Genomic DNA, 25,430 nt, shown 5'->3' on the forward strand with positions numbered 1-25,430 from the left:
TTTCCTAATTCGACTAGTTAAATAAGTCAGGCCGCTTTTTCCCAATTTTTTGATGATGATTTAGAAATAGCAGCCAAGGCATAGCCCAACGTGTGTTTATGAATTTTGGGCATTTTGTGAAACGACATATCCTGACCCCAATCTTGGACTGACTTGGTGCCAATATGTAATACTTGCGTGAGATTTTTGACACAAGTTGCGCGAAAATTAGCGTGAGAGACAGTTTGTAGTACTTGTTGTTCGCTTAACCCTTCGAGGAGTATTTTTTCTAGAAACGTTTGAGCATCTACTTCCGGTACGTTGTATTCTCCTCTCAAGATGCTCTTTAGCTGCTTTGGCACAATTTCGGCAGCGTGAATGTAAGCAAGTGAAACTTTGGAGTAGTTGGGTATCCCGTCAAAGTTGAGGTCACTTCCCCACTTGCGAACTGTTGGTCTTTGTACACCTAAGACTGCACATAGTACAGTGATACATTTTTTGCGGTATTGTGAGTCGGTTTCTTCTTCCAGCAGTTCTCTGGGACTAAGTTCGGCGATATCAAAACAGTGGCGTAGAAATTGTCTGGGTTCTAGTCCTTGTTTTGGTAGTACTTCTAGTATTTTGTAGTTCTTTTGCATCTTTATTAGCTCTTGGACGATTTTTACCGAGTTAGCTCGATTTATCTCAAGCCCTTCTTTTGTGCTTTTTAGGTAAAGTTTACCGATTTGCCGACTTAGTGATGCATTAAATTAATATTACTTAATATTTAGTGATGCACTAATTTTAATTAGTGCATCACTAAAATCACAAAGTTTATTGATGGTGAGGTGTTTATTTGTTCTAGCAATATAGGTTTTGATATAAAACTTAAGGTTTGTAACTAAAACCCCTGTTGTTTCTATAAACTGAAGAGAAATCTCGATAAACCAAGTTCAAAAAACGTGTGTCAAATCAGCGCGAACGCTTTTCTGGAGGGGATACTGACCGAGTATCTTTTACCCTTGCGCCCGGTGTGCGGCAAAAGGTAGATGATTTACTGCCGATATTGGGTGGCACTTTGGCGAAAGCTTTAAGGCGTTTAGTTGATTTGGGTTTAGATTTAGTTGACCTAGCTCAAAAAAGTGGTAAGCCGGTTCCTCAACCGGGTAGTTTGGAGCAGATGTTTTCTGGTTATGCCTCTTTGGGCATAGAACTGATATTTGCGTGCGAATCCTTGGGTTTATCAGTACCAGAAGTTGGCCAGGTAGGGGTTTGGTTTGTAGATAATCTCTCCCTTGGCTTGGGTGATATTGAGGGTATCAAGAAAGACAATGATTTTCAGGCATCACGTATATTTCGCTTAAGTCGAGAAATTCAAAAGTTTTTTCAGCAGCAGCTTAATGTCTTATCGGAAGACGAGTATGCTGCATTTCTGAAAAATTTGCATAGGGAAGCTGTTATTGGACAAGAGTTTGTAGCTGCTTGTCAGACGCTGGGTTGGCAACTGCCAGAGACAGGAAAGCTACAGGAGTGGTTGCAGGATTTGGTGGTGCGTTCGCACAGCGTCTCCGCAGTAGAATCACAATTATCAAACGAGTTATTAGAAGAATGCGATCGACTGGGGATAGACCCGCCAAAAAGGAGTGAAGTTGCAGCGTGGCTACAAAATACCCGCCCTGCGGTATTTGAGCAGCCGATGCACGAACATAGATTACCTTTTACGGATGATGGTTTGCCTTTAGGGGGGTCGCAACCTTTTTTGGAGCATTTACTTACACTAAATGCACCGCCAACTGAAGATGAGGAGTATGACATTGCTCATAGGTTTGGTGTAGATCCAGCGCATCTTAAGGATTTGATATCCCGCATGAGGTTTGACAAAAACGGACAGACCAATAATTGTCATTAATAAGCTTGGGGCATAAATGCATGGATGCCATTGAAGATTCTTCTGCGTTATGGGCTTTACTATGCAAGCCTGGATGGGAAATTAAACCCAATCCAGTAAAGCATCTACTCAAAATTAAAGCTCCTGACTACCAGGAAGCATTAATGCTTTATACCAACTATCGGAAATTTCTAGCAATGTGGGCGGCATCCCTCGATTGTACCTGTGCTTTGATAGGAATTCAGGGGATGCGTGGGTCTGCATTTAAAATTATTGCAGCAACGCCAGCATCACAGCAGAAGTTATATGAAGACCTGATTTTTGCAAGCTTACGAAAGTCGGTTAGTTATGAATCCGACAGACTAGTTGATCGGGAATTTGAGAATGATATCAGCAAGTATTCAGGGTTTTACATTGCCGAAACTTGTTTGCACCCTGAGCTTAGACCAATTGTTGATGAAATATTCTCAAACCCAGACAAGAAACTTGCCTTAACGCGAATGTCTGACAATTTGCAATTGATCGTGTCCGCATCAGCAGCACGGGCGATGAGTTCTGACTCACAAGATGTGGTGCGTCGTCGAACGACTGATTTTTGGCACGCTAGAGACTATGAATGTTTTTTGCAGATGTTCAAGCAAGATGGGGGAGCGGGGTTTGAAATTACCTACCAAGCAACAACCAATCTCCCAAAAATTAATCCTTTGGCACCGTGGGCGCGGTTTACTACAAGCTATCAGTTTTTTGAAATTGATGTTGGCGATCGCACAGAAGTGTACCGTTTGGGCGAAGGTAAAGATATCACCCTAATCAGTCGTCCCAAGGTTATTTCATAATATAGCGAGGTTTTATGGCAGTAAGATTCTTAGAAAACAAGGGCAGTGGCAATATCTTAGAAATTAGTCGAGCTAGGCTTTTAGAACTTACCCCCAATGTTTATCCCCTCACCTGGGAAGCGATTCTTTCAGGTAATGGTGATAGTGCAGCTATCTTGGGTCCAGGTTTTGTCGAACGTGAAGTTTTTTTTGGTTTTGAGGGAGTTGACTTAACGCACTACCAACTTCCGACAATCGACTGTTACGACATTGCTACTAATCCGCCAGAAAAGTTTTTAGCTTTACGCAGCCAATACCCAAACCTACAGTTAAATTATTTTTGCGATCGCAATCTAGCAGAACTAGAACTGACAAAACTTTACGCTCCAAATAGCCTGCGGCTAGTTTCGGTTCATGGAGTATTAGATTACTTACAACCACATACGGTTACAAAAACATTACTTGATATCGCGAAGGTGCAGCCAGAGGCAATATCGATACGGTTATTTTTAATTGGCAATCCGTGGTCGCGTAATTTTGCGAGTATAGAGCAACTAGCGATGGAATTAAATTCAATAGAAATTACTACAAATGGCTTAGTCGAGTCGATTGATTTTGATATATTTTGTCGTACAGGTGTTGTGCAATTAAATATTTTAGACCAGGATAAAATTGAACATAATTTGTTACCAAGTTACGGCGCATCTCATGTCATGCCTGATAAATTAGTTGGTTATTTAACTAATCAAGGATATCAGCTTGTTGCAACTGATGTGTACTCACTTTCAAGTCAAGATTTGCAAGGGTATGAGTCGGAGAATCACAATAGTAATAAAGATGTATCTTTAGATAATCCACATGGAATGTTGTTATTTTTTAAACGATAAAATACTCATTTTAATCGAGCTAATCAACGAGAATGAATACGTCCACAAGGACGATTTATGAAATAATGTTGGTAATTAAGATTGGCGACTGAGGTTAAGTAATTGATTCTGCTGATCCGCGAACGCGCGACAAAAGAGCAACTTGACGAAATGCTCAAAACCTGGGGAGTGTTTATAAAATTGGCAGTCGATATAGACAGAGAAATTCTTGTTGGAGGCAGTCAACTTCATTATGAATGTGAAGAAGTTTTGCTGAAAGATGGTAGCAGACAAAAAGATATTTGGGGTGCTGATTGGTTTCCCTACACTCAAGAAGTAGGTTTTGAGTCGATTATCAACATCCGTCCCAGTCAAAACAATCGTACAATGGAAATTCAATCTCCTGAAATTCGAGAACAAGTAGCTCTAATTACCCGGCGATTGCTAGGAGGAATATAATGCCTGATTGGAGAGCAATTGAAGCGAGTTTTTTACGCCAACCTAAAGCAAACCGCTTAGGAGAGTTGGCAGCTAGTTTGGCGCGTATCAAATCCCGATGCCAAAATCCAGCTAACCAAGGCTTAGTTGCTGCTTTTATTGAGGAAAGTCTATTTTTTGTTGGGTTGATTATCCCAGATACAGATACCGAGAAGGCAGGAGAATTAAACCAACTACAAAGCCAGTTAAGGGAGTGGCAGCAAGACTGGTCAAATATTTGGGCAAGCCCAACAGAACGTGGAAATATCGCTACTGTAGCCAGTAATTGGTCAGAGCAAGTGTTGAGTATGTCAGGTTTGTTATCTGAATCAATGACTGCTTAAAAAGAGGGCGTTGCTACTGGGTGTTTTGCGCTGCTTGGCTGATCGCATCCAACAAAAACAAACCCAAATCTTTATGCAGTGCTTCATTATGCTGCGGACAACCCGTTGAATGTAGACACCTTGGACAACCTGCTTCACAATCACATTCAGCTGCTAGCGCGTATGCTTTAGCAGTGAAATTGGGCAAGTCGGAAAAGATAGCTTCTGCTGCTCCATTACCACCTTCACAAGTGTCAAAAAAGTAGCCAATTGTTCTACTCCCTTTTTGCGTGACTATTCCATCCACATCTAGGCTGGAGGACAAAACTACCAGTGGTACAGCTTTTACTATCTGGTGTTGGATGCTATGGAGTGCCGCAAAATCAGCACTACTAGTCCACAATGTTTGATATTGTTCAGGAACTTCACCTCCATTTGAGGTCATAATTTCTTGTTTGTATTTGTTGACTTGTATTTGTAGCACCTTTTGTAGGGGTTCATTTATTTCTACTAGTACGCAGGGTGCTTGGTATTTTGTAACGTATGGCTCCTCAAATGCCACTTCTTTTTGAAGTTTTGTGACTTCAGCCGAACTTAGAGAACGCTTACATAAGGAGCAACTTTTCCCTTCAAGCGGTTTTTTGTAGTTACCACAGCGCTGATTTTTACAAGTCATCCCGTAAGTGCGTTTCATCAACCGATAACCTGTAACAGAATTCGTAATTTCTCCCCAAACAAGGGTTAAACGTAACCTACCATCTTTAATTTTGGTGGGGATGATCTTGGATTCTGCCAGTGTAGAAAGTGGTTGAATATCTAGTTCTGATTCGGCTTCAGTAAATAAATCTGTATCTTTACCTAAAAACGCTAGTAGCGCTTCTCCTTTCTCTTCGTTTAGACTTTCGCTACGGTAGGCTATTAACTGGCCGCTTTCATCTTGCACCATATATATTGCTTGGGGAAACACCTCCCGATGGGCTAGCGGAAGGGACATAATTTCTAAGATTTCGCCAGTATGCTTCTCAATTAGGGAAATCGAAGTTTGAGTGCTGCTTCTAATATTAATGTCCTTGTGGGGATAACCCCTTCCCCAGAGTTTTCCGTTATTACTGAGAAAAATTTTGTTTTGTTGTAAAAGAGAATCTGCAACTGCGCCGGCTGCTTTTCCAAAACGAGTATTGAGTTCCTTTAAAGCAAGACTACTTTCAATGCAGGCGCATTCTAAATGTTTGCCTAGAATTGTTGGATAGTCTGGGTTAAATGCAGCACATTCAACTTCCCCTGACAGTAACTGTTCAGGATGCCGAGCGTAGAATACATCAATGGGGTTTTGTCCCAAGGGTAGATAAATCACAAGTCCATGCTGTTTGCGTCCGGCTCTCCCTACCCGTTGCCAAAATGACATGAGGCTACCTGGAAACCCCCGAATCAAACAGCAGTCTAGTTCAGGTAAATCGATTCCTGCTTCTAGCGAAGAAGTAGAAATAATCACCTTGATTTGTCCGGCTTGCAGTTTTTGAATAATCTCCCGACGGCGATCGCCTGTCAAGGAACTGTAGAACACCGCCACCTTGCTTGTTAAATAACCTAACCCAACGCGTTGTGTTTCTCTTTGGATTAACCCTAGTAAACCTTTGACAGCAGCACGGGAATTACAGAAGACAATCCCACTGAGGTTATGTTGCAACCAGAAAATAACAATCTTGGAAGCTTCGACATTAGCTGCACTATTTGGAGCAAGGCATAACAGGGTACGTCCTGCATTAGCTGCACCACTGCGTTCAATTAGGTGTAGTCTTTGAGGTTGCTGGGTTCTGTTGCTAAACCTGAGTGCCATCTCTTGGGGATTGCCAATTGTGGCACTGGAACAGATAAATTGCAGCCTTTGAGAATTACCGCCAACAGCATCAACTGCTAACCTTAGCCGCCGCATCAAATTGGCAAAGTGTGCGCCAAAAGCACCAATATAGGTGTGGCTTTCGTCAATTACACAATAACGCAACTGTCTTAAAAACTGCCGCCATCCTTCTCCTGACTCTCGCCGCCGCACATTATAAAGATAGTGGTGCAACAAGTCGGGACTGACTGCCAAGATGTTGGGAGGATTGGGAATAAACAAGCGCTGCCGCTCGGATGCAGGTGTATCCCCTGTCATCAAAGCGAGTTTGAGGCGGTTGTTGGGCATTGCCTTAACCAGCGATTGCAACTTTCGCATTTGGTCAAGGGCTAATGCCTTAAGTGGGAAAATATATAAAGCCGTTGTTTGCGGTTGCTTGATACACGATTCTAGAATAGCGAGATTGTAACAGAGCGTCTTCCCGCTTGCCGTAGGGGTGGTAACACTCAAGTCAAAACCAGCACGTAACTTTATCAGAGCTTCTAGTTGGTGAGAAAAAATGCTGACGATACCGTTCTTTTGCAACGCCAAACGTAAAGCGGGCGGTAAATCATTAGGTATGGGGTGAAGCATCCCTTGGTTGGCATTTTTGATATCTACTGCGGCGATCGTTGCAATCAGTTCTTGAGCGACAGACTGAAATGCCAGGTGTGGGATTTGTTGAATGCGTTCAGAAATTGTTGCAGTTACGGCGTTAGTTTCTTCGAGCAACGTTGTGGAAGAAACTAAGTTGGCGTTACTTGATTTAATTGATCCAAGAGCGATCGCTTCTTCCCAATCGTCAAATTGAGTTGGATTAACCTCTTCAACAAACTTGACAATCAACCGCCTGCCCAACAACGCCATGACTTCCCCTACTCCGTATTCAGGAGAGTATATACGGTTGCCCACAGTCAACCATTCAGGCGGTTCCGGAACAGTTTGGTTAGCGGCGCGGATAAGGGCAGCATAGTCGGTTGGTTTATTGTTGGTCACAAATCTACGTTTTTGCTACCAAAAAATATTTGTCATTTGTTAAGTATAAATCTAATTATTTAATTGCGGTAATATCGTCGTCACAGGATTTGCCGTAGTGTAGTTTTACTTTATAGCTCTGCAATGGGAATTTTAGGTAAGTACACCCTACTTACCGCAATATTGTGATGAATTGGAAGGATTGGTCTAACGTTACTTTTAGCGAACGTCATCACTTGCCTGAACGTTCGGGAATTTATGTCATTGCCGATATTAATGACTGCGTGTGGTATATCGGACAAGCTGCCAACCTAAAAAATCGGTGGGCTAGTAGAACTCACCACAGATACCCACAATTAATCCGCTCCAACCGCAAACTTATGCACCGTATTTATTGGCAGGAGGTTTCAATCAACTGCTTGGACGAACGAGAAAGGTATTATATTAACTTATTTCAACCCGAACTCAACGGGTGTAAAGTGAAGAAATATTTGCCGAAACAACCACAAATAGAGCGAGAAATTAAACGTTTATTGAAAGTATTAAATAAACCAACAATGCTTTTTCCCGTGATTCGCTCTGTGGTAGCTGGCGAGTATAAAGACGAAGAGGGAACAAAGTGCATTTTAGTTATTATTAATATTAATGATGAGCAAATAATAAGTAATTCAACACGAAAGCGGTATGCAAATGAGGTTAGAAAAGCTTGGGATTATTATAAAACTTATTGTGGTAAAGACGAGCAGCAATACAGCCAAGTATGGGTGAAAACATACAATTTAAACGTTTGTAAGTTTGAATTTGTTATTGCAGATTGGGAGTTTTTTCAATATTTTGAAGATAATGCTGATGCTCGCACACAGTATCTTGAAGAAGTAGAAATTTTTAGTGAAAAAGTGAAAGCCTTAAAAAATCTAAGTATTTTTGAAAAAATATCTTTACAAGAGGAATACAGTTACATCAACTATGAGGGAAAGAAAAGCCTAACAATCGCTGCTTATATCAGGTATCGTAGACCAATACTCAATTCCATTACAACAATTATCTCGTAATACCTATTCTTGTCGCTTTAAATTAACAGCAGAAATTCAAAAAGATTTTCTAAAAATTGATTTTCAAGGTTATTTTACCGAAAATTTCGCTCCTAAGAATCGCTCCTATTCCAATCCAATAAATGACTTTTGCCGCAACAAGAGCGTTGATTACCGCCTACTTTGGTATAAGATAGAACTAGCATTATCGGGCTGGTGGCGGACTGGAATTCTATCACTTGAGTATACTCACTTCGTGCAGAAGTGGTTGAGCAAAGAAGGGGAGGAAATTTCTAGTCCCTATTTAGATGGTGATAAGTTTGAGGCGATCGCTGCTTCTTTGTACCCGATTTTACAGCAGTATTTTCAAGTTTGAATTGGTGCTTGCGCTCTCCAACCCCAAATAAGCAAGCAGAGGTAATTTCTCTTCTCTAGCTATTTCAACTCTGTTGAGTATATGTTTCTGTTACAGTGCTTTTTACTCTATTAGTTATTTTTCAATATTTTTTAACTGATATATGCAAATGTGCTTGCATTGACCATAGGTAATATGTAACAAATGCAAGTGTGAAGTTTAGCAGGAGATTAACGGTACTTTAGTTGTACTCAAGTTGAACTGTACTTGTACTAAATCTAAATAGGTTGTGAATTATTTTTTAATTCACAAGTGATTTGGTAAGTTGCTAGTTTAATTTGCTTTCAATTGATGAAGTCTTTCAGTTGGAATAGAGTTTGATGATATGTGAGAACGTTATCTACACCCAGAAAACACTTGCCGAAAGATACGGGATTTCCATTGCCGCTTTACAACGGTGGTATCCCTATGCCGGTATAGTCAAACCACGAAAGCGGGGCGGCTATTTTGATGCAACAACAGTCGAGATTGCCGACATTTTCTACGTCGCTATCAAGATTCGGCGGTTGACTTGTGAAGAATATTTACAGCAGGTGATTCCTGCTGGTGGCTTAGATGCTTATTTGCAAAAAGTCAATGACGTAAGCCTTTATGACTTTTTGACTAAGCATATATCTGATGAAGAAAAAAATAACCCAATTGTGCAAGCAGTTATTAGGAGGATTGAGCGAAATGAAGCATATCAACAAAGTGGCAGAGACTTTGCAGGTGTCGCCTGATATAGTACGTACCTGCTGTCGGTTGTTGGATTTAGCTTTGCAGTCAAATGATACACTTGACGAAACTGTTGAGCAGCAGCTAGTTAAACTCAAAGAGATAGCCTCTGGTGAAGGTATGTCCCTTGAAGAAGCTGCCCAGCATTTGATTGCAATGCGCGATCGCAAATCAGAAGTAGGCGAACATAAGTTCGACAAGCGCGAGTACATCAAACAGCGATTTGGCGTAGACCCAGAACAAGCTTCACCCGACAGCTTTGTAGGAATACTTTACCGAGATGCAGATAGGGGTATTCAGTTAGGGGAATTACGCCATAAGGTGGTGCTTGAATCTTCCACACTTGCTCTAGAAGAATTTGTTTTTCATGGCAGCAGTTTACTTGGTGAAGGTGATACTTCCGTTCCGCCTGGTTACGATGAAGCGCAAGAGCGAATTAACTCGCGCATCAATAACGATTTTTTCGGCAAAGTGAACTGGGGGGAAGAGACTCATCCACTGTTGGTCGGTACATCGACACCGCAGCCGAGACAGTTGAAGTCCTCGCAGCCGAAAACCGGGCAATCTCCGAAGAAATAGTAGCTCAAATGCTACCCATCTGCTATCAAATACGGGATGAGAGTTTACTCAACTTGAGAAAGACATCTACCCAGGCAGTTGGTATAAATTTACTTTCGGTAGTAGCTGGTACTGTTATTGGGACGTGGGTAGCAGTTCCCCCAACTCAAGAGAGACAGGAAATTCCGAGTATTCAGCCAATTTTGATTGGTGTGGGTATAGGTGAATTATTTGGCTTGATTCTGGCACTAGTAATAATTTGGTTTACCAGGGACGAACAAAAAACCTAATCAACTTTTCTCTCATCAAGGGAATTACTCATTTTAGTCGCATTATTGCCAGGGAGCAGGTATGAGTGCAGCATTTGACTTTTTGGTGAACACGGCAGGTGGTTTGTTGATGAACCTGGGTGTTTCTGGAATGGTAGGACAATTATTGGGAGTGGGAGCGACCCTTGCCTTGCATCCTCTGTTGTTACTAACCGGGATAGTTGTCGGTGGTGCAGGAATTGCGATCGCGCGCGAGTTAAACAAGCGCCCTCAGTTGCAGTTGGTTGTTGATAATACGTGAGGGGTAGACGATGTTTACTCCTACACCTGTGCGAAATAAACAGCCAAGTCGCAGAAAGAAAAAGGTAAATGTTACCCTGTGGACGGTTTGTTCAACTGTTAGTGCGCTGTCTGTTATTGGGGCGGTTGCATTGATGGTTGGATGGAAGCAACAGGTTCCAGGTAATCAAATATCGGAGGTACAGCAGGTAAAGGCGCAAGTTTCCCAAATTCGGGAAGTGTACTTAGAAAAGCTTTCCCGTACTGACTACAATATAGACCATCTTTCCAGTTACTCCTCAGTCGAGGGAGCGCCTACTCTTACGGGCTGGCGACAGTTGGCGGCGGCATTGTGGGGACAGCAATTGCGGAGTGAAATATCCAGAATGCAGGCTAATGAGAAATCTGGGTTTTACCGCCTTCACTATATGCCGGCACTGGAGATAGTTAAATTCAACTCGCTGGATGTTTTACTAGAAGCGGCTTCTGGAAATAATACTTTTTATTGGGGGTACCGCAAAACCGATGGTACGAAAGTTGAGGAGAAGATATCAACCGGGGCGGCTGCTGTTTTGATTTTAGGCAAATTAGAGGCGATTGATTACGCTCAAAACTTGGAATCTCAACCATCGGTTGATCTGAATCAAATGCTAATTCAGATTAAGAATGCTCAAGAACCATATTCTCTTGCACAGGCACAGCTGTTACGAGCGCGGGGGTATTTAGATCCAGTAGAGCAGATGGCACAGGTGGCAGACATCCGCGAGAGAATACGCCAACGGGAGGAGGAAAGGCGGATGTATATCCAACAAATGAAGAAGCAATTACCTCAGCCAGTTCCTAATAAACAGCCTGTTAATAAATTGAGGGGGTGATATCATGTATCCCAAGTTTGCTGCTGCGATAATTTGCATAGCTTTGTGTTCGCTCAATGTTGTAGCGGCAGTCAAACGTACCCCTATTCGTACTACCCTTGAAGGTTCAACTCGCACGACAGTTGAGATGATGCCATCTCCCAATTCAGGAGTGCATTGGATGAGTGCAGTTATATTTCTGGCTGGATTTGCTTGTTTTTTGGGCTGGGGAATTTCTGACTATAACAATGCAGTTGAAGAAACAGATGAACTGTCTGATAACTTGGCTAATCCTGGCAATCAACAACTTCATGTTGGTGCTTCTGATACTGATATTCAGCCTTCTTTAATGCCCCCAGTATCACCTTCTTCTGGGATGAGATTAAATAGCGAATTCTCTGCCAAGAATGTAGTCCAATTTTCTCCTCGTTCTAGTGTTTCTGGATTAGGGCGAGTACATAGTAGCCAATTTGTTGAAGATGGAGTGCAAAATCAATCTGGAATGTTATCTCCAGAGGAGTTTTATGCCCAACTTCAGGATGAAGATTTCTGGGAAGATACTAACTCCCAGGTAAATGATAAACCTGCCAGCTAGTTACTTAATTTGAGGTCATATTATGAGCAGAAATCAGCGCCGCAACTTTGATGTTGATTATTCTGAAGGTGGAGCAATTGTGCCTGCAAACCGATTGCAAAATATGTTGCAACAGGTACAGCAAGGAGGAATAGTAAATCAGCAACCTAACGTTTCTCCCATGACGACTTATGAGACTCAGCCAGTAGAAGTTAGGTATATCAATGCACCTACTGCCTATAAGCCGAGGGTTCCTCAGATAGAGATTCCTTACATTGAGACTTGGAAAGCACATCGGCTGCACCCACAAAACCCCTGGAGATTCGGCTGGTATCCAGTATATTTTTTATCGGATGTAATTAAATCTCCTGTGGGTGTGGCTGGTGTGGGAGTGTGGTTGTTAATAATGCTGTTGAATTTTTTCCTAAATGGCAGTTATACCGGGCCGGGGTATGCGTCTGGGAAGAAGATTGAAGTTGTACCCAAGGAAGTTCCCTCTTTTGCCCTGCCTGTGGTTAAGCAATTGGAATAATGACGGTAAAGGCAATTTTTTGGTTCGTACTGCTGGTATGGATTGCAGATATTTTGCAACCGGGATATTTGCAGTTTTATAACTGGCGTAATGCTGTGGCATTGGTACAAAAGCTTCAGTTTTCATCGCCGGCTGTTGTACCCACTGCTGCACCTGGCGTGAATATATCTTCTACTTCTGTTCCTACACGTTACTCTCCTCAAGTAAGGGAACCTGCAACATCTGGGGATGGCCTAAATTCTCCTGATTGCCATGTGGCTAGGAATGATTTTGAGGAAGTATTGAGTACTGCAAGGATTGGTTGTTGGCAGGTTTCTCCTGCTAATGCGAAAAGGCGTTGAGGGAATGCGAATAATCTTTGAAACTGACGCTGACAAGGAGGTTAGTAATTCGACTGTAACTAGTTTGAATGAGACGGTCGATACTAGTTCGAGTGCAAATTGGAGATATGCGATCGCAACCTCAGTTTTGATTTTAGCTATGGTGCTTCCCCAGGTTTCTGGGTGGGTTGAATCTCAGCTATTAGTTAAATCTTTCCAGGGTTTGGTACTACCTAGAACTATTGGTAGTAATAAGGTTTTAAATACTGGTCGAATTGCCTTTCCAACTGCGGCTGGTACTCCTGTAACTAGTGAGTTTGGGTGGCGAACACACCCCATTACGGGTGATCGCAAGTTTCACGCGGGGATTGATTTTGGTGCAGCAAAGGGTACGCCAATTTATGCGATTGATGCTGGTCGAGTAGTTTTTGCAGGCGACAAGGGTGGTTATGGCAAAGCAGCTGTTATTCAGCATCAAAGAGGTTTATCTACTCTCTATGGTCATGCTAGTCAGATGTATGTACAGCAAGGACAACAAGTTGTGCGTGGGCAGATGATTGCAGCAGTCGGTAGTACTGGTTTTTCAACGGGGCCACATTTGCATTTTGAAGTTCGCTCTCATGGTGTAGCGCAGAATCCCCGTCCTTATTTACACGAGTATTTAGCTAACCGTTGAAGTTATTTAGCTATTGGCAAGAGAAATGCAAATTGTACCGATTTTTATATCAGGTTTGGTTGGTGCAACTTGCTCTGTTGCATTTTCTTATGGAGTGGCTTCACTGCCATGTGGATTGGTATCAAAGGGTGCAGATACAGTCTGTCAGGTGCGTAGTTTTGGTAAAGCACTCGATAGTTGGAAATTTGGGTTTATTGTTGGTGGTTTAGGTGGGTTGATTTTGAGTCCTCGCCATCAATTTTTATCCCGTTTTCAACCCATTCATTTGTCAACTGCTTCCTTAATTACTTTGGGAATTTATTTTTCAATTTCTCAAGGTACTAGTGTTTCTTCAACATCATTAAATAGTTTAAGAGGCAGAGTGAGTACAAGTTCTTACTCAACACATCCTTATTCACCAAGATTGAGTGCTTTTTTAGCAACAATTCGTTGGGCAGAAACAGGAACCAGTGAGCCAGAAAGTTATAACAAATTAGTATTTAACGGAACTTTTAATAATTTTTCTACACACCCGTTAAAGAAACAGTGCGCTCCTATTAATGGTAAAAATGTTTGTTCAACTGCGGCTGGTGCTTATCAAATGTTGGATAAAAGTTGGTCTGATATTCAACCAAAGTTAAACTTAAAAGATTTTAGTCCAGCTTCTCAGGACAAGATGGCAATTGAATATATTCGTCGTAATAATGCCTTAAGCGATGTTGAAGCAGGAAGGTTTGATACTGCGATATGTAAAGTAGGTAGGGTATGGGCCAGTCTTATTTGCAACTCGTACAATCAAAACCCAAAATCTTTAGCGCAGTTGAGAATTTACTATCAGCAGCAATTACAAAAATTTGAAATTTCTAGGAGGTAAAAATCAGTGATGTTATTACCATACAATAACACTAATGGTAATATTGAAGTTCAAAAACAACAGCTTTTGACTGCAATTGTGCAAGCAAAACAAGATGGTTTGGGTAATGAAGAGATTATAGAAAATATACGGGAAGCTTTACCTGACGTAATGGTTTATTATGCTGAAACTGTTTTAAAGCAGATTGATTTCAGAGCAAAATTATCACGTCAGGTTATAGAATTTAACTTAGAATTTTTATTTCAGGTAATATACGAATCAGTAATTGCAGGTACAAACGATGAAGAAATATTATCAATATGTGCAGAGCACTGTACTTTAAACCAGTACGAGTTTGCACGTTATGCACTTGAATATATTCATCTCAATCGAATGCCATCACAGTGGGAGCAAAATAACGTATATCAAAAAATGATTGAGATAGTTAATCTATCACCCATTGAATCTTTATTTGAATATATTGAAGCAATCAAAAATATTTATCTCAAGCAGATTGGTTATAAAGTAGTTCAGGAGAATCTTTATAATTTATTTTTGAGCAATAAAGAAACTAGTTATTTTACTGATTTAGCGAATAAATCGAGAGATAAATTCATTAAAAACTATTGCTGTCGAACGGCAGTACTTGTTGCGCGTACTACAGGTAAGCCATTAGATTTAAAACTGACAGGTGATGGTTTAATTCTTTTAAAAGAGCCTAAATATTTAGATAGAAATAGTGGTGCAAATGAGATTGCTACTTCCCAAATGGTACAGGCAGGGAAGTTATTAGTTGATACTCTCGAAGAATTTAGTATTAATGCCAAATATGTTGATGCTAAAACGGGTCCAACATTCAACCGCATTAAGGTAAAATTAGGACGAGGTGTAAGTTATAAAAAAGTAGAAGATATTGGCAATGACTTAGTGCAGCAGCTTGGTGAAGAGTTAAACTTGAAAGTTGCACCAATGGTAAGTGTTGTGCCTGGGGGAGTTGTATTTGACATACCCCGGTTAGATAGACAATTTGCTTATTTCCGCGATTATTTTACTTTTGACGGCGAACCTGATATTCATTCGGTATCGATCCCCGGTGGTGTTGATGTAGATGGCACCTATGTCGAAATTCCGCTTTATAGCGACAACGTAACCCATATCTTGGGTGGTGGGCGGACACGGGGTGGGAAGTCGCAATTTGAGAAAGCAGCAATCTTATATTTAGTGCGGCAGTATCCACCTTCTGTTGTTCGATTAGCGCTTTCGGATGTTAAGCGCGTGACCTTTGGTAAATTTGATGGGCTACCCCATCTTGTTGCCCCAGTTGCGCGTGACGCGGAGGCGACTGCTAACTTGCTTGATTACTTGGTTGAAGAGATGGAATTGCGGTACCAGGAATTTGAGCGCCACAACAGTATTGAAACGATCGCACAGTACAACATGCGGTTTGCACCTGATTTTGTCATGCCGCGAGTGATCTGTCTGATTGACGAGTGTTTTGATCTACTTTCCGATGATAACTACTGCGATCGCATTGAGACTGCGTTGATGAAGTTGCTTGCAAAAGCTGGTGGTGCAGGGATTCACGTACTTTTGTACACCCAGCGACCTGATAAAAACGTGATTGATCCGTTGATTCGCTCAAACTTTCCAGCCAAGACAGCCTTTGTTACGACTCGCCCTGAAGACAGTTGTATTATCCTTGGAGACGATAAAGACAAACGTGCAGTTTATTTACTGGGATACGGAGATTTCTTGTACAAAACGACTGAAGTGCTGCGACTCCAGGCGCTTTATGTAGCTGACGATGAAGACCCTGAATACTTCCAGCAATTACTCCTAGAAGCTAAAAATCAGAACGACCCCTACACAGCTTGGCAGTCTGGGTTAGACTTTGATGAATTTGTCGCTAGTTTGTACGGCGAGCGCAATAGTAAGGACATAGGTAAATCTAAAACTACTGCTGTTACTAAAACTAAACAGTCCAAAACTGATTTTGAGGGCAGTTTTAACTTTAAGGTACAGCTTGACGAGGAAGCAAGAAACTCAATTTTGAACTTGCATCAAAAGGGTTATCAACTTGATGAAATTGTCAAAGCGGTATTTAATTTATCCCGTCAAGATGGTAGATCGTACAAGAAATTTAGAAATGTTGTTGAGGATTTTTTAAAGAGCTTGAAAGGGGGTGAAGAAGATGATATTTGAATTAACGATGCCTTTACCTCCTAGTATGAACGAAATTATTAACCAGGCACGGTCAGGTTGGCAAGCCAGCGCTGGACTTAAGAAGTACTGGACAAACTTAATTGGTGAATTTGTTCGAGAATGTGGATTTTGTTTGGATAGTAAAGTTTGGATTGAGTTCCATTGGTATCTCAAAAATTTTGGACGAGATAGTGATAATGTAGCTGCTGCCGCCAAATTTATCATGGATGGTCTGGTTACAGGACAAGCAATCCGTAACGATAACTTGACAGTTATCCAATCACCTGTAGTTCATTATTATCATCGCAGTAGTGGTGATGATGGTGTGCTGTTGAGACTTTCACAATCACCTGACTTTCTGTTAGATAATTTTATTGTATCTAACCAGTTTTCTAGAAAAAGCTTAGAAAAGCATAATCAAAAAGTCACATACTTAGTATCAATTTAATTTATGGATATATTGGATTTAAAAGAAGGTAATAATGTTACGTTATAAAGACTACCGTCAGTTAATCGATCAGGTAAATGCAGGCAAGAATGTTAACCTATGGGGCAAGCCAAATATTGGTAAGACTCTTACTGTTAAAAACTGTTTACTCAAGGATATTTACTTAGAGTCTGTTTACCTCAATCTTGAATATCCTTTTAGTGTAGATCATCTCTTCAACGTTATTCCTATTAGCTTTAGCTTTTACTACCAACAGGATTGGCAAAATCTCATAGGCAAATTATCTGATGCTTATAATAGGCTGCTGGTGATAGATAATTTTGATAGATTACACTTTGTTAGCGATACTTTTAGCGACGATTTATTTCGATTACAACAGTTAGCTAAACTAGAAAATTTTTCTTTACTATTAATATCTCGTATGCCGCTAAGATATTTCCACTTCCCAGTTTTTGCTAACTATTTTGAAGAATTAGAATTGAACGAAACTAATACTTGGACTTTTGGAAAGTAGATATGTGATTTCTAGATATTGTTTTTTGGTGATATTCCACTCCGGGTAGATTGTTGTTTTCAGCAATAAAGCAAGTTCGACTCTTGCTATCACCATTGGGGATGAAACTACTGCCGATACTGAAAATTAACCAATACAAATCTATTAAATAGTTTTGGAATTGTTAATAGAGTAAGGGGTAGGTTAGTAGTGTATTTCTCAGCAAATACCAATTCTTGCCGGGGCGAGAGTAATTAAAAACCTTGTAACCTGCATTTTGGAGGGATGACTTATGTTGAAGAAGTTTGCGTTGAATTGCTTGAGGAACTTTAATGCTGCTTTTGGAATGGTGTCTTTAACTGCTATTGGTTTGGGCGCTATAGCAACTTTTTCTGGTTTGGGCTTATTGTACTTAGCTAGGGGCGGATTCCCAATCGTTGAGAAAGAACGCTCTGAACAAATTGCCTCTACCGGCATTGGTGCTATTGTATTAGGCTTTACCGGAATTATTTTTGCTTCCTTGGGCGGTGCTTTCTTAACTATTGTTGAAGAATCGGAGGAAACTAATTGTGATTTTACCCCTTGCATGACCAAACTGTGAACCATAGCGTGACCAAAAGTTGTAACTTAAGGGATAATGTGGCCGGAATTAAAGGATAAAGTGGCCGCTTTTAAATCCTGGAATGCTTATTTTTGCATTGCCCTACTTTCAGCATACTTTACAAGCGATCGCATTCAATTATTTCAAATACGCTTCTGTCATAGGTTCTGTTCTGCGGTCACTTTATCCTTTAAAAACGGCCACATTATCCTTTAAGTAACAAAAGTTAACGTAATTTCAAGATTTTTAGCCAATCAAAAACCTAACTTTATGAATCAAATTATGTCCGCGTGTTTTAAATGCGAACCATAATACAACCAAAAGTTTTATTTTTGACTTGGTAAAAAATGCAGAGCAAGACACACTAATTTAACCCTTAAATTTTAAACTTTCGGTCAAAGTTTGGTTCAAAATGCCCACAATATGGTTCAAAAATATGTTTGGCCAAAAATTGAGTGATAAAGCGATCGCCTGAAATCTGAATTTTTATTTCTCTCTCATCGCGGCACGGTACAAATGAACTATAAGACCATGTTCCTTGCTGTAATTAAGTTTTGAGTTTTTTGAACTCCATTTATAGCTTTGAACTATATGTTGTCCTAGTAGAGAGTGAAGTATTTCGTGACCGTTTGGCTAAATTATCGTTCAAATCACACTAATTCTAGGATAGAACCTGCAAAAATAGCTGACATAAAACCGCTTGTATTTACAAAACCTGAGAGCTTTGAAAAATCTAATGATGTGCCTTTTATTTACACCTATACGGTAATAAATTTTGAGGGAAATTCTGATTTTAAGGGCTTGGTTATTTGCAGATTTGAGGAAGAACCGTATCGAAAATTAGTACTTTACGAGAAATTACGTTCTCACCACATTGACGACTTGGCTGTAATCTATGATGAAATTGATCCAGACAGATTAATTGGACAAACTTTTTCCTCATATAAGCCTTTACCTTGTGAAGCTTTAGAGGAACATTTAAATATACACCGACGCTATGTTAATGCAGTTAATAGCGAAGAATTTACTTCTTGCTATTTGCAAGTGTGTGCTGGGTGTAAGTTACTGCATGGTGCCAATAATATTGTTTGTGGCATTCATCCATACGGATGGTTTGAAGATGGTTGCTGTCCAGATAAGCAATGGGATGAACGTAAGGCGTTGTTTCCATTTGAAGATGATGCTGTTGTCGAAAGCTTAAATAGAGAAATATCGTCCAATCAGGCGAATATTTGCAAGTTTTACGGCGACCTTATTTTGTGGGATGAATACGCTAATCGTAGGTTTTCTTTTTCTTATTCCGGTATCTTGCTTAAACATTCTGATAGACTGCTTGAGCTTGGTACCGAAGCGAGACTTCTTTCCTACATCCAGTATTTCCGCACTCGAAATGTAGTGGTCTTTGACTACGTAGCATCAGGGCGAGTTTCGGAGTTTACGAAGGAACTTAAGGGCATAGCCCAAATCGAGGTTGATGGTGATGAAATATCTATCTTTTTTGATATATATGCGCCTTGTCACCGCTTTCGCCGTGATGGTGTAGCGCTGCATCCTTACTCAACTTTTGTTCCCCAAGAACTCAGATATAACTACAACTTGGTTAGTTACGTCAACTATCTTAAGAGTAAAAAATCTGGAGTGCTGGGATGAATAAGGAAGTTTCTAAAAGCTGCGGGTGCAAGTCGGAAAAATCGCATTTTTGTAATTTCTGTATCTTGGATTGGTAATTTCTAAAATTCAACAACTGCAAATTTTGGAAAACTTGGTTCGTCTAATTGCTTAAAGGCAATTTACCCTCCTTCCTCCTACTGGTAGATGGGATACGTATAAAGGCTTTCACTCAGTACGGGGGTTTCCCCCGCTACTGGGTGGCAAGTCGCTATAACGCCGCTCATCAGTAATTTATGGAGGAATCACATTATGTCTGCTTTTGCAACATCACCTTTTGTGCAATCTGTTAACGATGTTTTGTTTCCAATCGAGTTGTTTTTGACTATCTTCCCAATCTTGTACGTGATTTTTGTCCCTGCTCAATCAGCATCACTTCAAGTTAGTAATAGCGCTGGGGTGATTTCTGAAGAGTCGCTAGTTTTGGAAACTCAGGGGTATTTGACTGTGGTTGGTGCTGTTTATGATGAAAAAGAATTTTTTGAACCAGAATCTTCGATTATTGAAACTGCGCCGCCATCTGTTGAAATTAGGATTGCAGATGAAGCCAGACAACTTGTGCTAATAGAGGTTACGGAAGAAAGGAAGAAGCTTTTGGATTTAGGTGCGCGGAAGCTGCGACAGTTCTGCAAAGAACGCCAGATTCAAGGCTATTCTAGCGTTTACAACCGTAAAAAACTCGATGGACTCGTTGACTTTCTGATCGCGCAACAAGTGACTTCTGCTCAAGTAGTCGAGTTTGTGGAAATGCTTGCTTAGAGTTTGATGAAAAGCCTCGGTAAAAACTGGGATTTCAAAACTACTTTCTTGATATAGGATGGTACTTGCTTGATAAGTCCTTCTATTAAGTTTGGGCTTCTAAGATGCGTCCTATACTTCTTGGCGATAATGTCGGTAATCCCCTCCGAGTGGCTTCCTCAGCTACCTGCGTATGGTAATGGTGCTTTGAACGACTGGGTTTTCGGTTCTTGCTCCATTCGCTGATTTCGACAATTTTGCTTGCCTCTGTACTTTTGCACTTCTTAGGTCTGCCTACGTTGACACCTAAAACCTCGTTAGCTTTTGCGATCGCCCCCTCCTGGGTTTCTGACAAGATGGTACTTGATGTCCATCTTTTTTTCCACTTTGCTATTGAGTTTTCGGTTACGCCAATCTCTTGGGCTAAGGCTACATATTTTTTGCCTTCGTTTAGTCCTAGCAGAATTTTCGCTCTTTTGCTAACTTCATCGCTGCTGGTCGCTGCTATGTGCTCTAGTGCTTGCTTTTCGATAGAATTTAGTATTTGAAGACGAGGCATCTAAAAATTTACCCCTCTTTACTGTACAATTTTGCCAAATGGAATGAAGGCTGATATACTTTTTTTGTAGAGTCCATTTTTCCTAAAAATTCACTCAAAGCCCTGTTTGCACCAGGGCTTTGAGAAAAAAAACAAACCCACCTGTTACTAAGACAGGACGGAATTTTGTTTTGTCAATTTAGTTATCTAGAGCCATCATATCATGAGTTTACACAGTTTTACAAATCTTTCTTCGGATAGATGCTTTTTGTGCCAATATCAGCGCCTTAAATATCTCTTCAGTTGTATTAGTTGTCAATGGGTTGAGAATAATAGTTACTGCGGGAGAAAATCTCTAAAAGAGAATCTTCTGGTAGGTAATTTTTGGTATTTACAAAAATTAATTATTTTTTAAAATAATCAATTTTCCCAAGGGATAGAAGCGCTGCAAATGTTGCTGTATAGGCTTTTCCTGCTTGATTTTTGGGATTTTCACTTCTTGAAATTATCTTTTGACTGACAATTTGTGAACCGGAGTATAAATATGTCTCTTGTGCAGAATCCGGCAATCGTATATATTTCGCCTGCGGAGTTGGTTGTTCATCCGAAGCTGATAGAAATATATGGTGAAAATGAGGAACGTCCGGCTTTAGAAAAAAGTATCTTGGAAAAAGGGATTCTTGAATCTTTAAAGGTATCTGCACGTACTGGTGTCAATGTAGTCTTGGCAGGGAAGTGTCGTTTGCAGATAGCTCGCCAGTTAGGGATTTCCACTGTGAAAGTGGAATTTGTCGAGTCTGGTTCGCCTGAAGAAGATTTGAAACTAGTGCTTGACTTTAATCTCCATCGGGAAGGTGGGAAGACTCATTACCAGAAATTTCACGAGGGGCAGTACTGGGAGAGCGTACTTCGTCCCCAAGCGAAAGAAAGACAAAGGGAGAGCGCTCGTCGTTTGAATGAATCGAAGTATTCAAATTTGAATCATTCGACAAATGAGAGCAAGTCTCAATTAAAGAAGGGTAAACCCGTGATTCAGGAGGTTTCAGAAAACCTAAATATAAGTGTTGGTAGTTATCACAAGGGCAAGAAAGTTTTTGAACTAATTTCTCAATTACGAGAAATGGAAAAATTTAAGGCAGTTGTTGCACTGGAGATGGAATTTAACCGAAGTATTGATGCAGCGTACAAGTTTGTTTGCAATCAAGATATTTGTTACCAGGTGATAGACCTTCTGGAGGCAGATGAGATAGGTAGTATAGGCGATGGTATTGCTTGGATGCTGAATGGCGAGCGCAATCCGTTTCGGTGTTTCCAGCTTGACCAAGTATATCAATTCAAAAAGAGACTGCGGCCCGAGTTGGAAATTGTGGGACGGGTTATTGGTATAACTAATGAGTTTGTTGTGTTTGGATTGAGGAATTTAGTGAATATGAACCTAGAAATTGTGAATCTACGTCCGCGACAAATTGATGCAGAATTGCAGGATGAACCATCTGCATCACAGAGGAAGAGAATATTTCACTTAATGCAAAAGTTTAGTGATGTTTTCCCAGTTCAAGTGTCTTTGGCGGAGTTGTTGAAACTTCCTAATCTAACTGATAAAGAGGAGGTTTTATTGCGGATGTATGAGTCTGACGTATTTGAAAAAACTTGGGAAGATTATAAGACCCAAATGAAAGCAATGGAAATATCTACAAATAGAAAAAAGGATAATATTCGTGCTGCATAGGTAGCTGTGGGCTGATAATTTGTCCCACAATTTAACATTACTTACTAGATTAGCATCTCAATACTAATTGCAATACGAGTTCACTATTGTGGGTGCTGAACTCGTATCAAGATATTTGACTGTTTTTTGTTTTTTAACTCGGTGGTGGAGTATGAGTAATTTCATCTTCACTACTTGTACTAGCAAAAGCTAATGTACGGTGACACTTTTAGGTGTTGCTAGCTTTGCATTGTTATCCGAAACTCTTTTGTCGATTTAGTAACAACTTTGCTCGAACTGCCTCATTTAAATAATTACCAAAAAAAAGTTGGGTAGTCGCATTGTTGTTGGTGAAGCGTGTTGGACTAAATCTTAGCCTAAGCCTACGTATGTCTAAGCCTAAACAAGTATAAACCTTTGTTTGCTTTCAACCACGAGACGATTACCAGTCGCCTCCAACAAGCGGATAACCAACCGCTTCAAAATAAAAAATTTCAAATTTAGGCTAACACATTTTGACCAACAGCGAGACTACCTGATGCACAAAAATCATCAGGACAGTCACTCATGTACCAAGAAGATTTCGGGGCTGATGTTGATAGCAAGCCCCAATTAAGCCTTTCACAGCCTTCAAAAAAGAAAATCAAACCCCACCTGCCCGCAGAATCCGTGGGTAAACGCTACGTAGAGCGCTTTTGGCATCCATTTGGGGCGATAGTTGCCCCTTCTTTAGTAGAAGGTACAAAACCAGCATGGCGTACCATCGACTATTACCTCCAACCCTCCCAACTGTGGAACCTGCACCAAGACAAGTCGAAACTAGTAGGTCTGCGCTTTAACGACACAACTAGTTACGCCACAATCGATTTAGACTTTTTTGGGGACTACCATAACATTGAATCTATAAATCGGATCAAAGCGGTGCTAGAGGACATCGGCATAGTTGATATCATCATCCTCCAGTCCAGCTTCAGTGGCGGCTATCACCTGATCCTAACCTTTGCTTCCTCCCTGCCCACCTTTCCCCTAGCCTGCGCCCTAGAGATTACCTTAAGAAACGCAGGCTTTATCCTCCGCCAAGGACACCTAGAAATCTTCCCCAATACCAAACCATATAGTGCCAAACAAATAACTAACTACAAAGCCATCCGTTGCCCCATGCAACCGGGTAGCGGGTCATTTTTACTTAATGATGACCTACAACCAATTAGCGACTCAGTTTCTATCTTCCTCGATTATTGCGATCACGCCGCAAGTCGGCAAGATTTAACTAAATTAAAACGGGTAGCGAACAAAGCCAAAAAACAAATTTCACGGGAGAGATATCGCAAGCAAGAATCTGCTGACGTTGTACAGTGGCGTGCCAACTGGGAAGAAATCATCAGCACAGGCTGGACAGGAAAAGGACAAACAAACACCCTCCTACAAATCTTCGTAGGGTACGGAATCGTCTTTTTAGATTTAGAAAGTGATAAATTAGTCGAATTTTGCCTTACTACCGCAATTAACGCCCCCGGCTACAGCCAATATTGCCGACACCAACACGAAATCGAAGCTAGAGTGCGGCATTGGGTAGAATCGACAAGTTGTAACAAATGGTATAGCCCTTACCAGAGTTATCCCGAACGGCTATTGGGTACATTCGCAAACACATTTGCAGAAGCCATAGCAGGCATTAGCAGCATTGATAAACCCAAAGACAACGTAATCCCATTTGACCGTCGTAAGCAACAGAACTGGGAACGCAGCCAACAAGCCCAAAAACGCATCCAGATAGTAGTAAGAGCAATAGAGTGGGATGGTGCGTTCCCAGCAGGTGCTACTGAACGAGCGAAAGTGATACGTACTGAGTATAAACGCCGCTTTCATAAAACTATCTCACAAGAGACATTACAAAAGCACGTACATTTGTGGCATCCCACACGTTACATTTTAGACCCTTGGGCAGGAAATAGCTCAAACCCTTATCAACCAAGCAATGACGGGCAATTTGATAGTTTTGAAAACTCATCTAAAAAACAAAGTGCTGAAAACCTTTACCAAAAGGAAAATGACGGTCATTTTTACTATATGAAGGTTTTTTGTAATTGTTTACCTTCTGCTGCCGATGCCCCTACAGGGCAGTTGGCAGCCGCAAGTTTTGAAGAAGTTGCTGAGTCTGAAGGAGAATTTTTTGTATTACAGGTACGAGATGAATCTGACGAAATTAATTTTAATTCTGAAGAATTGAATTTATTACAACCAGAAGATTTGTCGTTAACTTCATCTTTTAATAATTCTGATAATTCATCAGTTTCTTCAAATATTATACAACTTGCTCAAAATGTTAATCAAAGTAATTCAGATAAGGATTTTAAATACCTTTCTAACCCCAGCGCGGCTGAAAATTACAATAACAAAAACTTATTAATCAATTCTGCCAGTATTCCGCTTACTGCGCCTACACCTGCAATTGTGCCGTCTGAAACCTCACAAAAAGCTGAAGTTAGCGAGCAAAGTACATCTTCAAGCGATCCAGCAGCAACTCTCGCTTTGTCAGAACTGAAGAATCTGACTAAGTTGCGACTCCAAGCAGCATCTTACGCCAAGCGTGTAGCTAGAGAGTACTGCCTAATTGCGCGATGCCTAATTGGGGGCAAAGAACGCGAAAGACTGGAGCAGAGTGCCAAAATGCAATTTTATCTCGATTCGGGTAACAAAACCCTAATTGCAGAAGCCAACGAGTGGGCAGCTGCCAATCCTGGGTGCCTACCGTTTTCGTTGGAGTTAGCGTTTCAAAAAGGTGAGACGTGATGGCTGAAT

At 40.8% G+C, this 25,430-nt stretch carries 27 protein-coding genes; 24 read left to right on the plus strand and 3 right to left on the minus strand.

Annotated elements, in window-relative coordinates; translation table 11 throughout:
- Positions 1-26: 26 nt before the first annotated feature.
- Entirely contained in the window at positions 27-617 is a 591-nt protein-coding gene (locus RMZ41_RS11605; protein ID WP_322642081.1) for a hypothetical protein, read from the minus strand.
- Positions 618-922: 305 nt separating this feature from the next.
- On the opposite strand from RMZ41_RS11605, the gene RMZ41_RS11610 reads away from it, so the two are divergent.
- The 5 genes from RMZ41_RS11610 to RMZ41_RS11630 all read left to right on the plus strand — a co-directional run bounded on the left by RMZ41_RS11610 (position 923) and on the right by RMZ41_RS11630 (position 4,348).
- On the plus strand, positions 923-1,867 hold the full coding sequence (locus RMZ41_RS11610; RefSeq protein WP_322642080.1) for a hypothetical protein: 945 nt from the start codon (positions 923-925) through the stop codon (positions 1,865-1,867).
- Between the two features lie 20 nt (positions 1,868-1,887).
- Positions 1,888-2,682 (plus strand): hypothetical protein, encoded by a 795-nt coding sequence (locus tag RMZ41_RS11615; RefSeq protein ID WP_322642079.1) that lies wholly within the window; start codon positions 1,888-1,890, stop codon positions 2,680-2,682.
- A gap of 14 nt (positions 2,683-2,696) precedes the next feature.
- Entirely contained in the window at positions 2,697-3,548 is an 852-nt protein-coding gene (locus RMZ41_RS11620) for a hypothetical protein (protein WP_322642078.1), read from the plus strand.
- Positions 3,549-3,650: 102 nt separating this feature from the next.
- A complete protein-coding gene (locus RMZ41_RS11625; RefSeq protein ID WP_322642077.1) occupies positions 3,651-3,986 on the plus strand; it encodes a DUF5674 family protein in 336 nt (111 codons plus the stop codon).
- Positions 3,986-4,348: a hypothetical protein gene (locus tag RMZ41_RS11630; protein WP_322642076.1), complete on the plus strand. Its 363-nt coding sequence runs from the start codon at positions 3,986-3,988 to the stop codon at positions 4,346-4,348. Before RMZ41_RS11625 ends, RMZ41_RS11630 begins: the two co-directional genes overlap by 1 nt.
- 13 nt (positions 4,349-4,361) lie before the next feature.
- Here RMZ41_RS11630 and RMZ41_RS11635 read toward each other — a convergent pair whose 3' ends face one another.
- The gene (locus RMZ41_RS11635; protein ID WP_322642075.1) at positions 4,362-7,199 is read right to left on the minus strand and encodes a DEAD/DEAH box helicase; all 2,838 of its coding nucleotides are present in this window, start codon (positions 7,197-7,199) and stop codon (positions 4,362-4,364) included.
- A gap of 167 nt (positions 7,200-7,366) precedes the next feature.
- Between RMZ41_RS11635 and RMZ41_RS11640 the strand changes: the two genes are divergently transcribed.
- The 17 genes from RMZ41_RS11640 (at position 7,367) to RMZ41_RS11720 (ending at position 20,403) form a co-directional block, all read left to right on the plus strand.
- A complete protein-coding gene (locus RMZ41_RS11640) occupies positions 7,367-8,230 on the plus strand; it encodes a GIY-YIG nuclease family protein (protein WP_322642074.1) in 864 nt (287 codons plus the stop codon).
- Positions 8,231-8,944: 714 nt separating this feature from the next.
- Positions 8,945-9,343 (plus strand): hypothetical protein, encoded by a 399-nt coding sequence (locus tag RMZ41_RS11645; RefSeq protein WP_104899257.1) that lies wholly within the window; start codon positions 8,945-8,947, stop codon positions 9,341-9,343.
- Positions 9,344-9,365: 22 nt separating this feature from the next.
- Positions 9,366-9,917: a hypothetical protein gene (locus RMZ41_RS11650; protein WP_322642120.1), complete on the plus strand. Its 552-nt coding sequence runs from the start codon at positions 9,366-9,368 to the stop codon at positions 9,915-9,917.
- A gap of 8 nt (positions 9,918-9,925) precedes the next feature.
- On the plus strand, positions 9,926-10,186 hold the full coding sequence (locus tag RMZ41_RS11655) for a hypothetical protein (protein ID WP_322642073.1): 261 nt from the start codon (positions 9,926-9,928) through the stop codon (positions 10,184-10,186).
- A gap of 61 nt (positions 10,187-10,247) precedes the next feature.
- Entirely contained in the window at positions 10,248-10,466 is a 219-nt protein-coding gene (locus RMZ41_RS11660) for a hypothetical protein (RefSeq protein ID WP_011316696.1), read from the plus strand.
- A 10-nt stretch (positions 10,467-10,476) separates the two neighbouring features.
- Positions 10,477-11,319, plus strand: a complete 843-nt coding sequence (locus tag RMZ41_RS11665) for a phage terminase large subunit family protein (protein WP_322642072.1) — start codon at positions 10,477-10,479, stop codon at positions 11,317-11,319.
- Positions 11,320-11,323: 4 nt separating this feature from the next.
- Entirely contained in the window at positions 11,324-11,893 is a 570-nt protein-coding gene (locus tag RMZ41_RS11670; protein ID WP_322642071.1) for a hypothetical protein, read from the plus strand.
- Between the two features lie 22 nt (positions 11,894-11,915).
- The gene (locus RMZ41_RS11675) at positions 11,916-12,404 is read left to right on the plus strand and encodes a hypothetical protein (protein ID WP_322642070.1); all 489 of its coding nucleotides are present in this window, start codon (positions 11,916-11,918) and stop codon (positions 12,402-12,404) included.
- Positions 12,404-12,745, plus strand: a complete 342-nt coding sequence (locus RMZ41_RS11680; protein ID WP_029631339.1) for a hypothetical protein — start codon at positions 12,404-12,406, stop codon at positions 12,743-12,745. The genes RMZ41_RS11675 and RMZ41_RS11680 overlap by 1 nt, the downstream gene beginning before the upstream one ends.
- A gap of 4 nt (positions 12,746-12,749) precedes the next feature.
- On the plus strand, positions 12,750-13,400 hold the full coding sequence (locus RMZ41_RS11685) for a M23 family metallopeptidase (RefSeq protein WP_322642069.1): 651 nt from the start codon (positions 12,750-12,752) through the stop codon (positions 13,398-13,400).
- A 25-nt stretch (positions 13,401-13,425) separates the two neighbouring features.
- Entirely contained in the window at positions 13,426-14,253 is an 828-nt protein-coding gene (locus RMZ41_RS11690) for a lysozyme (RefSeq protein ID WP_322642068.1), read from the plus strand.
- Between the two features lie 9 nt (positions 14,254-14,262).
- On the plus strand, positions 14,263-16,434 hold the full coding sequence (locus tag RMZ41_RS11695; protein ID WP_322642119.1) for a DNA translocase FtsK: 2,172 nt from the start codon (positions 14,263-14,265) through the stop codon (positions 16,432-16,434).
- Entirely contained in the window at positions 16,424-16,882 is a 459-nt protein-coding gene (locus RMZ41_RS11700; RefSeq protein ID WP_322642067.1) for a hypothetical protein, read from the plus strand. Before RMZ41_RS11695 ends, RMZ41_RS11700 begins: the two co-directional genes overlap by 11 nt.
- Positions 16,883-16,916: 34 nt before the next feature.
- Positions 16,917-17,396, plus strand: coding sequence for an ATP-binding protein (locus RMZ41_RS11705; RefSeq protein WP_322642066.1), 480 nt, complete (start codon positions 16,917-16,919; stop codon positions 17,394-17,396).
- A 271-nt stretch (positions 17,397-17,667) separates the two neighbouring features.
- A complete protein-coding gene (locus tag RMZ41_RS11710) occupies positions 17,668-17,976 on the plus strand; it encodes a hypothetical protein (protein WP_322642065.1) in 309 nt (102 codons plus the stop codon).
- Positions 17,977-18,597: 621 nt separating this feature from the next.
- Entirely contained in the window at positions 18,598-19,626 is a 1,029-nt protein-coding gene (locus RMZ41_RS11715) for a hypothetical protein (protein ID WP_322642064.1), read from the plus strand.
- 270 nt (positions 19,627-19,896) lie between these two features.
- On the plus strand, positions 19,897-20,403 hold the full coding sequence (locus RMZ41_RS11720) for a hypothetical protein (RefSeq protein ID WP_322642063.1): 507 nt from the start codon (positions 19,897-19,899) through the stop codon (positions 20,401-20,403).
- 85 nt (positions 20,404-20,488) lie between these two features.
- Here RMZ41_RS11720 and RMZ41_RS11725 read toward each other — a convergent pair whose 3' ends face one another.
- Positions 20,489-20,941 carry a helix-turn-helix domain-containing protein gene (locus RMZ41_RS11725; protein WP_190895174.1) on the minus strand — a complete coding sequence of 151 codons (453 nt, stop codon included), beginning with the start codon at positions 20,939-20,941 and terminating at the stop codon, positions 20,489-20,491.
- Positions 20,942-21,464: 523 nt separating this feature from the next.
- On the opposite strand from RMZ41_RS11725, the gene RMZ41_RS11730 reads away from it, so the two are divergent.
- Both RMZ41_RS11730 and RMZ41_RS11735 read left to right on the plus strand, forming a co-directional pair.
- Complete coding sequence (locus RMZ41_RS11730) at positions 21,465-22,649, plus strand: hypothetical protein (RefSeq protein ID WP_322642062.1); 1,185 nt, start codon at positions 21,465-21,467, stop codon at positions 22,647-22,649.
- A 546-nt stretch (positions 22,650-23,195) separates the two neighbouring features.
- Positions 23,196-25,421 (plus strand): hypothetical protein, encoded by a 2,226-nt coding sequence (locus RMZ41_RS11735; protein ID WP_322642061.1) that lies wholly within the window; start codon positions 23,196-23,198, stop codon positions 25,419-25,421.
- Positions 25,422-25,430 lie beyond the last annotated feature (9 nt).

This window comes from Nostoc sp. DedVER02, assembly GCF_034530675.2.
Classification (GTDB): Bacteria; Cyanobacteriota; Cyanobacteriia; order Cyanobacteriales; family Nostocaceae; genus Nostoc.